This is a genomic window from Pseudomonas sp. BTN1 (assembly GCF_001907715.1).
Taxonomy (GTDB): Bacteria; Pseudomonadota; Gammaproteobacteria; order Pseudomonadales; family Pseudomonadaceae; genus Aquipseudomonas; species Aquipseudomonas paracarnis.
Genome location: NZ_MPBM01000034.1, coordinates 89,826 through 102,725, shown reverse-complemented (window position 1 = coordinate 102,725; position 12,900 = coordinate 89,826). Strand labels below are relative to the sequence as shown.

Here is a 12,900-nt window from a genome sequence, read left to right as displayed (position 1 = left end):
CGGGAACGTTCCCATCGACTGCGGATATTTGTCATGGCCCGACTCGAGCAATATGCCCCCCGGTTATCTCCCACCGGCGGCCTGTGCCCCCGGCGTGAGCGTATCGCCAAGCAACTGATCCTCGCCAACCTCGGCGAAAGCCTGGCGATTGCCGACCTGGCCCAGGCCTGCGCCTTGTCGCGCAGCCATTTTTCCCGCGCCTTCAAGTGCACCACCGGGCTGTCGCCCCAGGAATGGATTCGCCAGCAACGCATCCAGCGCGCCAAGGAATTGATTACCGGCTCGTCCCTGAGCCTCACGCAGATCAGCCTGGAATGTGGCTTTTGCGACCAGGCGCACTTTTGCCATATGTTCACCCGCAGCGAAGGCGTCAACCCCATGACCTGGCGAAACCACCACTCGCGTAGCAAACCTGATGTGATCGCTGCCTAGTGGTCTGCACGTACCTGGAATATGCTGGCCGCTCCCTTCCTCCAGAACCTGGGCAGCCATGAATGACTTGAGCGACCAGGCCGTGCATTTCGGCCCCTACCGCATCCACCCGCGCCAACGCCTGGTGCTTGAGGCCGGCCGGCCGCTGCGCCTGGGGCGGCGGGCGGTGGACATTCTGCTGATCCTGCTGGAACACGCCGGCAATGTGGTGAGCAAACAGGAGTTGATCGCGCGGGTCTGGCCCAAAAGCGTGGTGGAAGACGGCAACCTGCGGGTGCACATGGCGGCGTTGCGCAAGGCACTGGGGGACGGCCAGGCCGGGCAGCGTTATATCGTCACGGTCGCCCAGCGCGGCTACAGTTTTGTTGCGCCACTGAGCATCGAACCCATGACGCTGCCCACCGACGGCGCGCCCCAACGCCCCAGCCATAACCTGCCCTTGCGCCGCACACGCATGATCGGCCGCCAAGCGCTGATCGACGCCCTGGTACAACAACTGCCGCAGCAACGCTTCATCACGCTGACCGGCGCCGGTGGCATCGGCAAGACCACCGTCGCCCTGCGCGTCGCGGAATTGCTGATTGGGCATTACCGCGACGGTATTCACCTGCTGGACCTGGCGCCGCTCAGTGCAGCGTCCATGATCCTGCCCAACCTGGCCGCCCTGCTCGGCCTGACGCCGGGCGAGAATGCGTCCCTGGCCAGCCTCGCCCGCAGCCTGCAGGCACGCCAGATGCTGCTGGTGATCGACAACTGCGAGCACCTGCTCGACGACATTGCCCTCATCAGTGAAACCCTGTTGCGCCATGCACCGCACCTGCACATCCTCACCACCAGCCGCGAAGCCCTGCGCGCCGAAGGTGAGCATGTGCAGCGCCTTGAACCGCTGGCCTGCCCGCCCGCCACCGGCAACCGCGCCCAGGCCCTGGGTTACCCGGCCATGCAATTGCTGATCGAGCGCGCCATGTCCCACCAGGAAAGCTTTGCCCTCAGCGACGCTGAACTGCCCCTGGCGATTGATATCTGCCAGCGCCTGGACGGCATTCCCCTGGCGATAGAACTGGTGGCCGCGCAAATCGAACGGTTTGGCTTGCCGGGCCTGCTGGTGCAGATGGAAGACAACTTTCGCCTGCTGACCCGTGGGCGACGCAGTGCCCTGCCTCGCCAGCAGACCCTGCGCGCCACGCTCGATTGGAGCTTTGACCTGCTCACCGCGTGCGAACAAATCTGCCTGCGCCGCCTGGCGGTCTTTCGTGGCGGCTTCAGCCTGGCCAGCGCAGCGGCGGTAATCGCCGGAGAGCAGGTGGCCCCCGCCGAAGTGCTGGGCTCGATTACGCAACTGGTGGCCAAGTCGTTGTTGAATGTGGAGGCCAGCGATGACGAGATGGTCTATCGCCTGCTGGACATCACCCGCACCTATGCCCTGGAAAAGCTCAGCCAAGCCTGCGAGCTGCATGCCACGCGAGAGCGCCACGCCGCCCGCTGCCTGGCACTGATGGAACAGGCCCAGGGCGATTGGGATTTGATCGCCACACAGCCGTGGATCGACCGTTACGCACCGCTGCGCGAAGACGTGCGTGCCGCCCTCGACTGGGGCTTTGCCGAGGGCGGTGCGCAGTTGCTGGCTATCCGCCTGACGGTCAGCGCGATGCCGCTGTGGCAAGAATTGTCGTTGCTGCGTGAGCACGGCGGCTATGTGGACCAGGCGCTGGCGCTGATCGGCCAGGTCAGCGCGCCCTGCACGCAATTGACCCTGCAACTGCAATTGGCGCTGGGCAGCCTCTCCTATCACGCCATGGGCGCTGCGCCTCGGACCATCGCGGCGTTTGAGGGGGCTGCGCGCCTGGCCGAGATGCACCAGGACCGTGCAGGCCAGTTGCGCGCGGTCTCCGGGCTGATGGCGGTGAACCTGTGCGCCGGGCGCTATGGCCCTGCGCAGGAGCTGAGCCTGCAGTTCGATCGCCTGGACCCACGCACCGAGCCGTTGCTGGACCTGAGCGCCCAGCGGCTGCGTGCGCTGGGCCAGCATTACACCGGGAACCAGGCTCTTGCCAGGCACCACGCCGAGCAGGTGCTGCAGCGTATGTCCCAAAGTGGTCACGTGAACCGCTTTGCCCTCGGGGTTGGCGTGCAATACGACCAGAGCGTCGCCTCCTTGACCGTGCTGGCGCGAATCCTGTGGTTACAGGGTTTTCCCGAGCGCGCCTGGCGCACCGCCAGCCAGGCGCTGGAGCTTGCGCTACAGATCAACCACGGCACCTCGATCTGCTACACCCTGGCCCTGGCTGGAGTGGTGATCGCCCGCTACAACGGCGCCGAAGACGACGCCCAAGCCCTGCAAAGGCTGCTGCTGGAGCAGTCGCACAAGCATTCTGTGCAGTTGTTCCAGACCTGGGCCGGGCATTACGCCGGTATTCTTGGCCAACCGGATTGGCAGGGCCTGGGCCTGATCCAAGACACCTTGATCACCTTCGGCACCCATGCTGTGGATGTGCCAACCCTGGAACGCGCGCGCAGTGGCGCTGCGGGCTGGTGCGCCCCGGAGATTCTGCGGGTGTACGCCTTGCAGCTAGAGGATGAGCACGCCGCGCAAACCCTGCTGCTGGAGGCGCTGGGCCTGGCGCACCAGCAAGGCGCTCTGGCCTGGGAGCTACGCTGCGGCGCATCCCTGGCGCTACTGTGGCAACAGCAAGGGCGCATTCAGCTCGCCAGGGACTTGCTCAGTTCAATCCATGCACGCTTCAGCGAAGGCTTCGCCACCCGGGATCTACTGCGCGTGCGCTGCCTGCTCGACGAGTTGCAGGACAAGCGGCCGGCCTGAGAACGCGCCCAGGCAAGGCGCATAGCCTTGTTGCAAACGCTCGACCTGGCGCGGGTCCCGCAGTTGCCCCAAGGCGTAGCTGCGCACGCAGTTGAGCAGGCGATAGCGCGGCGGGCCCAGGCCGGGCTCGACATGCAGCAGCGAGACGTTGACCAGGCGCGCCAGCAGGTAAGACAGGTCGGCATGTTCGAGCTCGGTACCGGCCACCAGGTCACTCAGGGTGGGTAAGGTGACTGCCATCTTGAACAGACTCAATTGCAGAAACAGCCAGCACTGCGGCAGGCTCAAGCGCTCGTAGCTCCAATCCAGGGCCGCGGTCAGTGATCGATGGCGCGCCACCGCCGTGCGGCGCCCACGGGCCAGCACTTGCAAGCCCGTGCGTACTTGCATCTGCACACCGCCGATGCCCAACGCATCCACCTGGGCCGCCGCCAATTCCAGGGCCAACGGCAGGCCATCCAGGCGCCGACACAGGTCGCGCAGCGGCGCCACATCCTGAGGCCGCAAATCAAACCCCTGCTGATTGGCACGCGCGCGCGCCACGAACAGTTGCACCGCAGGACAGGCCATCGCCTGTTCGACATTGGCCGACGGCGCCGGCATCGCCAGCCGAGGCACGCGCACCACCCACTCGCCAGGGGCCAACAAGGCTTCACGACTGGTGATCAGCACGCTGATGCCAGGCGCCATCCCACGCAGCGCACGCAGTAGCTGTCGACACGCGCCCAGCAGCAGGTCGGCGCCATCGAGTATCAGCAGTAACTGACGCGATGCCAGACGCCGGCCCAGTTCGTTGAGGCTGGCGGGCGCCGAATGCAACAGCAAGACCCTGGCCAGGTTATCGAGCAGCTCGCTTGGCGCTTGCACAGCGGCCATATCGACCCACCATACGCCGTCGCGATAACGCGGCAATACCCGCTCGGCCAGGGCCAGGGCCAGCGTGCTCTTGCCAATGCCGGCCACACCGGTGAGGGTCAGCAACCGCTGCGCGGCCAACCGTCGCGCCAGCACGCCCACCAGTTCATCACGCCCCCACACCGGGCTGAGCCGTGCAGCCAGGTTGTGCTGAGGCAGCAGCGTCGGCAGCGCGTCCTGCGCAGGCGCAGCGAAGCAGTAACCGCGCTGGGGGTGATTGAGGATCCAGCGTTGGCCGTCCAGCGCACGACGCAGCGCGGCGATGTGCACGCGCAGGTTGCTGTCCTCGACGACGCTTTTGGGCCACACCCGTTCGATCAAGGTCGCCTTGCTGATGAAGTGCCCGGGCGCTTCAAGCAGTACCGCGAGAATATCCAAGGCTCGCCCGCCCAGCGGCACCGGCCAACCCGCCTTGCTGACCAGGCGCTGCTGCCGATGAAAGGTGTAGGGGCCAAAGCTCACCGCCGTACCATTTTGCATGTCCGTCACAGCGCTGAAACACCCGTGCTTGAGTGCCTGCGCATCCTTTTCCATGGGCTCGACGCTATCTTGCCAGTTGGCGATGACAGGACAATGCTGGCACGGGGAGCAATACGGACAATCGGGTGCCTGAGACGGACAGGGTGTCGTTAACTGAACTGTTGTCGGTATTGGGTAGGGTTCAGCCCGAGCTTTTCGCTGAACAGAAAGCGCATATGCCGCACGCTGCCAAAGCCGGCGTGGAAGGCCACGGTCTTGAGCGGCAGGTCGGTGGTTTCCAGCAGGTGCCGGGCCCGGTCGATACGCGCGCCCTGCAGGAACGCCATGGGCGTCATCTGCACGTCCTTGGCGAACAGCCGCGCAAAGTGGCGCGCGCTCATCCCGGCCAACTCAGCCATGGACTCGATGGTAAAGGGTTGATCCAGATGCGCCAGGACGTGGTTCTGCACACGGGTGATCGGGGTTTCCTGGGGCGCCACGGCGGCAGTCATCGGGCTGAACTGGGCCTGGCCGCCCTGGCGTTTCATCACCACCAGCAGCACCTTGGCTACGTCCACCGCCACTTGCTTGCCATGGTCCTGGGCAACGACCGACAGGGCCAGGTCGATACCCGCAGTGACGCCCCCAGAGGTGATCAGGCGCCCGTCCTGCAAATAGATGCGGTCGGTTTCGACGATGGCGTTGGGAAACGCCTTGATCAACCGCTCGGTGTAGTGCCAATGGGTGGTCACGCGGTGCCCGTCGAGCAAGCCTGCGTGGCCGAGCACAAAAGCGCCGGTGCAGATCGAGCCAATACGCCGAGCCCGTGGCGCCGCAGCTTTGAGCCACGGCAACAGCGCGGGGTGGCATTCGTTATAGGCGCCGGGGCCGCCCGGCACCAACAGCAAGTCATAAGCCGCCTGGGCCTGTTCCAACAGCAGGTCGGTCTGCACGCTCACGCCATTGGAGGCCTGCAACGGGCCGGGCTCAGTGCCGATGGTCAGGATCTGGTAGTGATCGGCCGCTGGCAGGTAGCGGTTGGCAATCGAAAACACTTCCAGCGGCCCGGCCATGTCGAGCAGCAGGAAGTCCGGGAACAGCGCCATGGCCACGGTTTTCATAAGCGGGAAATGTCCATCGAGAAGGAGTGCGGCGAGCATTATGGCACGACTTTAACTGTCAACCTGAAAGCGACAGTTATTCTATTTTCATCTTCTTAATCAATCATTCGTTAACCATTAACCTTCTTCTCAACGCAAGCGCCCTGCATCTCGCAGCCCGCGCTCACTTGAGGACTGGACCATGCTGACCCTTCGCAAAGCTTCCGAACGCGGCGCCGCCAATCACGGTTGGTTGAAGTCGTTTCATACCTTCTCATTCGCCAACTACTGGAACCCCAAGGAACAGGGTTTTTCCGACCTGCTGGTGATCAATGATGACCGCGTCGCCGCAGGCAAAGGCTTCGGCCAGCACCCGCACCGCGACATGGAGATCTTCTCCTACGTGCTCGAAGGTGCGCTGGAGCACAAAGACACCCTGGGCACCGGCTCGGTGATCCGCCCCGGCGATGTGCAACTGATGAGCGCGGGCAGCGGCGTGGCCCACAGCGAGTTCAACCACAGCCAGCGTCACGGCGTGCACTTCCTGCAAATCTGGATCGTGCCCAACGAAGCCGGCGCCAAACCGCGCTATCAGCAAGAGCATTTCACTGAAGCGCAAAAACGTGGGCGCTTGCAGTTGATCATCTCGCCAGAGGGTGCCAACGGTTCGCTGAAAGTGCGCCAGGACGCACGGGTGTATGCCGGCCTGTTCGACGCTGACGAAAGTGCCCGCCTGGAACTGGCACCGGATCGCTACGCCTACATCCATGTGGCGCGCGGCAGCATTGAGCTTAATGGCCAGCGCTTGCAGGAAGGCGACGGTGTACGCGTACGGGACGAACGCCAGATCCGCTTGAGCCATGGCGAAGACGCCGAAGTGCTGGTGTTTGACCTGCGCCCCAACGAACTGCCGCAAATGCCATGACGGTCGCAGTGATGGTCCCGCCAGCGGGACCATCGTTGGCATCGATAGTCACCATCAGCGCAATGAAGTTCTCTTAAAAAATGCAACGCGTAACATCAAACCCATGCCAAACGGCACCCAACTTAAATACTCGGAGCACACCATCATGAAACGCCAAATCCTGCTTAGCCTCGCTTTCTCGGTACTCGCTGCAAACGCTTTTGCCCACCCGGTTGTCGCTGAAGGCGGCGCGGATCGCCTGATAGAAACCCGTGTTGCCGAAGGTGGCGCGGATCGCCTGCAAGAACGTGGTCTGGCTGAAGGCGGCGCTGATCGCTTGCAGGAACGTGGCCTGGCTGAAGGCGGTGCTGATCGCTTGCAGGAACGTGGTCTGGCTGAAGGCGGCGCTGATCGCTTGCAAGAACGTGGCCTGGCTGAAGGCGGTGCTGATCGCTTGCAGGAACGTGGTCTGGCTGAAGGCGGTGCTGATCGCTTGCAGGAACGTGGTCTCGCTGAAGGGGGTGCCGAGCGTCTGCTGAGCACCCACGTATAACCCCGCACTGTTGGCGGGACACCCCAAACCGGCCTGATCAGCCGGTTTTTTTTCGTCTTCGATTTGCAAAGTCTCTACATCACACGCTGTCAGGCCGCCATCGCAGGCAAGCCAACGCCCACATTGGGATCGTGGGTGTATCAGGTCGTCTTCACACCCTGGGCGATCAGGAACTTCTTGCGATACGCCGCCGGCAGCATCCCCACCCGCTGCTGAAACAACCGCCTAAACGAATTACTGTCTTCATAACCCACCGCATACGTGATGCTATCGAGCGTCATACGTGTCGACTCAAGCATCTGCTTGGCTCGCTCCAGACGCAGGCTCTGCAGATAACCAATCGGTGTAGAGCCCGTGGCGTCCTTGAAGCGCCGCTTGAAATTACGCACGCCAAAGCCAAAGCGCTGGGCAACCTCGTCGATCACCAACGACTGCGCAAAGTGCTGCTCCAACCAATGTTGCACACGCAGGATCTGCGCATCACCGTGGCTCTTGGGCAACGACCACATCGCATAGGCCGACTGTTCGGTGCGCCCGGCATCGATCAGCAAGTACTTGCCGCAGGTATGAGCCAGCTCCGGCGAGCCGAAACGGCGGATCAGGTGCAGCATCAAATCCATCGCCGCAGTGGCGCCACCGCACGTGACCAGCCGATTCTCTTCGCAGAGGATCTGCCGCTCATCCAGGCTGACCTGGGCATATCGACGCCGGAAGAACCCGGCAAATGCCCAGTGGGTCGTCGCACGCAAGCCGTGTAATAACCCCGTCTCGGCCAGCATGAACGCCGCCGTGCACATCGAAGCCAACACAGCGCCTTGCCCATGCTGCTCACGCAACCAGGGGCCGTAGGTGGCGAACGTCGGCATGGCTTCTTTGAGGGTAAAGAGAAAACCGGGAATCAGCACCAGGTCGGTATGCGCGATCTGCGCCAGTGAACCCTGCACTTGCAGGCATTGCCCGCCCCACGCCGTCACCGGCAGGCCGTCCAGGGACGCCAGCGTCACCTCGAAGGGCGGGCTGTCGGCGAAGAGATTGGCCGCGCTGAGCATTTCCATGGCCAGGGTGGCACTGGCAGCGGAGCATTGGTCCGCCAGGAGCAAGGTGACGTGCATGTAAAAACTCCAGCTTGCACTTTTCGCATGTAATAAGTCATTTACGCATCTACCTTAGCCGATTCCGGCTCCGTACAGTGCAGCCATTGATCAACTGTCTGGCGTCTTTATGAATCTCTGGTTTCGATTACTGCATATGCTGTTGCGCCGCCCCTGGCGCAAACCGGTCCATGGCCTGGCCACCACAGTGGTGCGCATGCGGGTCTGGCCCCTGGATCTGGACCTGAACCGGCATGTCACCAATGGCCGATATTTCACCCTGGCCGACGTGGCGCGCATGGATTTTGTGCTGCGCACCGGCGCCTTTCGCGTGGCCCTGCGCCACAAGGCCATGCCGATAGTCGGCGATACCTGGGGCAAGTTTCGCCGGGAATTGAAGCTGTTCGAAGCATTCGAAGTGCACACTCGCATTCTCGGCTGGGACCACAAGTGGAACCTGATGGAGCACCGTTTCGTCAGCAATGGGCGAGTGGTCGGCGTGGTGGTGATGCGTGGTTTGTTTCGCTCCGCCAAGGGCACCCTGCCCCCTTCCGAGTTCGTCCGCGAGCTGGGGTTGGACGACACCTCGCCGCCGATGCCGCAATGGCTCAGCGACTGGTCATGCAGTTGCGATGAGATGAGTGCGCAATTACGGGAACAAGAGCGAGCCTGAAGGGTGTCCAGACCACCGAAACGCGACTAACCGCATGTCGCTATTGGTCACACTCCATCCTTTGCCCGAGCGGAACTCTCGCAGCTTTTTCCTTCACCCAACAATGCGTCTGAAATTCAGACGCACTCCTCAGGAAACTTGCCTATTGGATATTCGCCTTACAGGTCCCCGCCCATGCTCAGTACGACCAAGCAAGCCAACCCCCACTGGTATGACGTCCCTTTCCACTCTACCAAGCCCGATGGGCCACCTCGCCAGCCACCGCTGATCGAGCCGCTAACCACTCCCCCTGCCTTGGCTGGCGCCACGCACGCGCCTGCACCGAAAACCTACAAGGAAGGGTTCGGCGACAGACACGACCTGCAAACGCTGACCACGAAACTCGGAGACATCGCGAAGCAATTGGATGTGAACACCACGCCTCAAGCGATACTGGCTGCCTTGAGAGCCCCCCTGGATATTCATCCTGACTCATCGTTCCCTGTGCGCCCCAGTGAAGGCGCGACACTGGAGAGCTTTATCAGGGCCAAGGGCTGGCCGATACCTACCACCCAACTTTCGCTGACCGAGCTGATAAAGACGGTGAAACAGGAAGCCCTGACGCAGCCGATGGGTAATTTTGGTGGCGCGTTGTCGTGGTCAATACCCCTGAGCCAGGCTGAGCAGAGCCGACTACGCATTATCTCCATGAGGTCTGACTACCTGAACGCCCTGGATGCCTTGCTGGCCCAGCACCCGCTAACCCCCGAGGTACAAAGTGACCCCGCGCAAGCACTGGAGGCCCTGCTCAGTTCCTCCGCAGGCCAAACGCTGGGTAAACACCTGCAGGAGCAATCCGGCGGTATCGCCACTGCCAACAGCGCCACCGACTACCTGATGGCTGCCATTCAGTTGCAACTGGACCCCGAATCCATTACCGCCCCTCAACGTAATAACGTGGCGGGGTTTGACCTGGCGCACGCGCGCCACTGGGGCAAACCCGCGTCTACAGTGCTGGATACGTTGAGCAAGCATTTGGTCGACAGTGGCAGGATCAGCCCTGTGCTGTCCAAAGTGGCTGCGTATGTGTTGCTGGCCAAGAAGGCCCCTGTTTACCTGATCAAAGACATACCGCCCTCCGTGAGGCACGGCAGCCCAGCCTGGCTGAACCTGGTCATTACCGTGGCGAGCATTGAAGCGAGTACGCCGGGGAAAGTCCCGAACATGACGTTTGCCCAAGTGATGCAGGAAGGCGAACATGCAAGGCTGGCGCAACCCGAGGCGGCTGCGCAGGCTCGTACAGCAGCGCTGGTAGATTGGGGGGTTTGCCATAACGTAATTGCCCGCAAGGACGACACGCAATACACCGTGCAAGAGCTGGAAACCCTGAAAACCACCTTCACAGCCCGACAGCAGGACATGCTAGGCGCCTCTGCCGCCTTGGATCTGGAACTGCCCACCCGAGAAAAGATGGCCATGGCCGTACTGGTGGAACGGTATGGCGACCTGGGTGATCTGTTCAAACAAAAACTGATCAAGACCAGCAACATTCCGCGCAGAGGGCAGAACAAGGCACACACATGGCTACCCGGCCTGCATTCGATGCTCGACATCGCAATGATGGATCTGAGATTGCCCTATCTCTTTGAAGCCGCGAACAAACGTGTACCGATCAACGACTTGAACGCCCGCTACCGATTTGGTGTGAGCGATAACTTCGAAAAGCGCTTTGAGGAAACAATCAAGAAGAAAAAGATCGCCCTCGCCACGACGGTCAAACACCTGATCGCGCAGCTCCCCCTGGAAGACCGTAGAAACTTTGAGTACGGCAAAGTTACGTATTATCGAAACTCGTCCACTGAGTTGGGTTTCTGGAGCAAGTCCGACCCGGTGTATGAAAAAAACCTTCTGGTGAAAATTGAACGCGACGGGCAATCCAGCGGCTACCGTATCGACCCGACCAAAGGCGAAATCGTGCCCATTGAAATGTGGGCGCTGAAAGAACGTGAATCCAGGGAGGCGAATGTAGCGTTCAACACCAGCGTGTTCGTCCCCAAAAGCGTCAGTGCCGACCACGCAAACGAACGCGCCGGCGCAACGGACGCAGCTATTGATAGTTTTGCTACCGACCGCACGCAAGACATTGCTGATGCCTTCGTTGAGCATTTCAATCTCGATGACCCGGATATCAAGAAATACGCCAGAGGGCAGACGACCCAGGACCTGGCGAACGAGAAAATCAATCAGGTAAACGATTTCTTCATGAACTTGATTCCTTTCCGCTCGGCAATTGAAAACTTTAAAAAAGGCAACAACGTCGAGGGCGGGTTTGACTTGGCCCTGGATGTGTTTGGCTTTCTCACAGCGGGCGCGGCCAATATCGGCAAACTCACCAAGGTCGCCGGCAGTGCCGCATCCCTTGCCACCAAGGTCGCGCGAACGGGCAAAGTCATCGGCATGGTCACCTTGAGCAACTTCAACCCTCTGGACGGGCTGGCTGACCTGGCCATTGGCGGCGCAAACCTGCTGAGCAAAGGGTTGACCAAAAGCACCGCGTGGCTGGCCAACATACGAAACACGGATAAAGCCCATGATTGGTTGAAGGCTATCAGCCAGGAGCATGGCAATGCATTGCTCGGTTCGATCACCTCCGGCGGGCGCTCGGTTGATAGTGTTGTGGTATTCAAAAACGATCAGTGGCACCACTACGACCCCATCACCCGCCAACCCTACGGCACGCCGGTGAATGGCTTCACGCCCAGAGTCCTGGCAACCCAGGGTGAAATCAACGGCACCCTCAGCGAGTGGGTCGCCAACTGGTTCAACCCGGCAAAACCCGGCATACCCATACCGGAGGCCTTCAACGACGCAGTTGACGCAGCAAAAGCAACCACCACAGGCCACGCGGCATTCAATCAGGGGTACAACACGCTCGCCCCGGCCAGCGTTTCTGGCTATTCAGCAGAGCTGGGCATCACTCAGTTGAAAAAACTGGCCACGGACGCCACCGCGTCACCCGAGGTACTGGGTAGCCTGTCCAGGCGTATCGACGAGCTGGAGGCGCTGCCAGGCAAAGTCAAAACACTCTACGAAAAACTCATTCCGCCCACAAAGCCATTGCCCGGCAAGCCCGCGACGCCAGAACAATTGCAGTTTGAAGAGGCGTTCGCAAGGGGGACTCCGGACGGGATCGACGGCTTCTCGCCGACAATGAAAATGCACCAACTGCGCGAATTGATATTGAACCCGAACCTGACACCTGCCGACCTCGGGGCGCTTTTCAAGCATATGCAACGCCGAGCGATGGAGGCCAGCTTCACGAGCAGCAGAAAATTCATTGATGACATGACCGCAGCGGGTGGCGCGGTGATCGCCATGCCGCAAGGCTTCTACCTGAGCCAGGTCAACCTTACGTCCAAGGGAGACTGTGCGGCGTTGTCGAATGGTATGGCACTGGCCATTCTCGAAAACGCGGAAGATACCCTGATCAAGAATTTCTTTATCAGTATGGCGCACCCCAAGCATCCCAATACTGAGCGATTCCGCGACAGCCTGGAGAAATTCCAGCACACCCTCACAAATGACTTTCACTCCGGGCAGCTCACCCGCCATGCCACGTACGACAAGATTATCTCGGAGTTGGCAACCGCCACCACCTCCAAAGCCTTGTTGATCAGCAATTCGAAGCATGGCGTCACAGCCGGCGTCAGAGTCATAAACGGCCATAAGACCTGGTTCTACTATGACCCCAACTTTGGGCTCGCCAAATTTCCCACTGAGGCCGCCATGCGCAGTGGCATGGAACGTGCGCTCAATAGTGGACAGACCAGCCACTTATTCCAGCCGCTCAAAAGGGCCGATGGCTACATCGTTTCTGAATTCAACGAGTTATACCTGATCAATAAGATGGGTGATCCTCGAAGTGTCAGCGGCCTGTATAGGGCAGAGATAGCCATAACCTAGAACGCCTCCA

At 61.1% G+C, this 12,900-nt stretch carries 9 protein-coding genes; 6 read left to right on the top strand and 3 right to left on the bottom strand.

Annotated features, from left to right (window positions below; all coding sequences use genetic code 11):
• Positions 1–33 precede the first annotated feature (33 nt).
• Together BMH52_RS17585 and BMH52_RS17580 are read left to right on the top strand one after the other, a co-directional pair.
• Positions 34–432, top strand: coding sequence for a helix-turn-helix domain-containing protein (locus tag BMH52_RS17585; RefSeq protein ID WP_014718805.1), 399 nt, complete (start codon positions 34–36; stop codon positions 430–432).
• A gap of 58 nt (positions 433–490) precedes the next feature.
• On the top strand, positions 491–3,253 hold the full coding sequence (locus BMH52_RS17580; protein WP_019816843.1) for a winged helix-turn-helix domain-containing protein: 2,763 nt from the start codon (positions 491–493) through the stop codon (positions 3,251–3,253).
• On the opposite strand, the gene BMH52_RS17575 is transcribed toward BMH52_RS17580, so the two are convergent.
• Together BMH52_RS17575 and BMH52_RS17570 are read right to left on the bottom strand one after the other, a co-directional pair.
• Positions 3,200–4,702 carry a winged helix-turn-helix domain-containing protein gene (locus BMH52_RS17575; RefSeq protein ID WP_073844482.1) on the bottom strand — a complete coding sequence of 501 codons (1,503 nt, stop codon included), beginning with the start codon at positions 4,700–4,702 and terminating at the stop codon, positions 3,200–3,202. The genes BMH52_RS17580 and BMH52_RS17575 overlap by 54 nt on opposite strands.
• 95 nt (positions 4,703–4,797) lie before the next feature.
• Positions 4,798–5,748: a GlxA family transcriptional regulator gene (locus BMH52_RS17570; protein ID WP_019816841.1), complete on the bottom strand. Its 951-nt coding sequence runs from the start codon at positions 5,746–5,748 to the stop codon at positions 4,798–4,800.
• Between the two features lie 181 nt (positions 5,749–5,929).
• Between BMH52_RS17570 and BMH52_RS17565 the strand changes: the two genes are divergently transcribed.
• Together BMH52_RS17565 and BMH52_RS29410 are read left to right on the top strand one after the other, a co-directional pair.
• Positions 5,930–6,652 (top strand): pirin family protein, encoded by a 723-nt coding sequence (locus BMH52_RS17565; RefSeq protein ID WP_014718809.1) that lies wholly within the window; start codon positions 5,930–5,932, stop codon positions 6,650–6,652.
• Between the two features lie 145 nt (positions 6,653–6,797).
• A complete protein-coding gene (locus tag BMH52_RS29410; RefSeq protein ID WP_073844480.1) occupies positions 6,798–7,184 on the top strand; it encodes a hypothetical protein in 387 nt (128 codons plus the stop codon).
• Positions 7,185–7,324: 140 nt separating this feature from the next.
• Here the strand turns inward: BMH52_RS29410 and BMH52_RS17555 are convergent, their stop codons facing one another.
• Complete coding sequence (locus tag BMH52_RS17555; RefSeq protein WP_014718811.1) at positions 7,325–8,296, bottom strand: GlxA family transcriptional regulator; 972 nt, start codon at positions 8,294–8,296, stop codon at positions 7,325–7,327.
• Positions 8,297–8,405: 109 nt separating this feature from the next.
• Here BMH52_RS17555 and BMH52_RS17550 point away from each other — a divergent pair, with 109 nt between their 5' ends.
• Both BMH52_RS17550 and BMH52_RS17545 read left to right on the top strand, forming a co-directional pair.
• Positions 8,406–8,948: a thioesterase family protein gene (locus BMH52_RS17550; protein ID WP_014718812.1), complete on the top strand. Its 543-nt coding sequence runs from the start codon at positions 8,406–8,408 to the stop codon at positions 8,946–8,948.
• Between the two features lie 174 nt (positions 8,949–9,122).
• The gene (locus BMH52_RS17545) at positions 9,123–12,890 is read left to right on the top strand and encodes a hypothetical protein (protein ID WP_073844478.1); all 3,768 of its coding nucleotides are present in this window, start codon (positions 9,123–9,125) and stop codon (positions 12,888–12,890) included.
• The last annotated feature ends 10 nt before the right edge of the window (positions 12,891–12,900 follow it).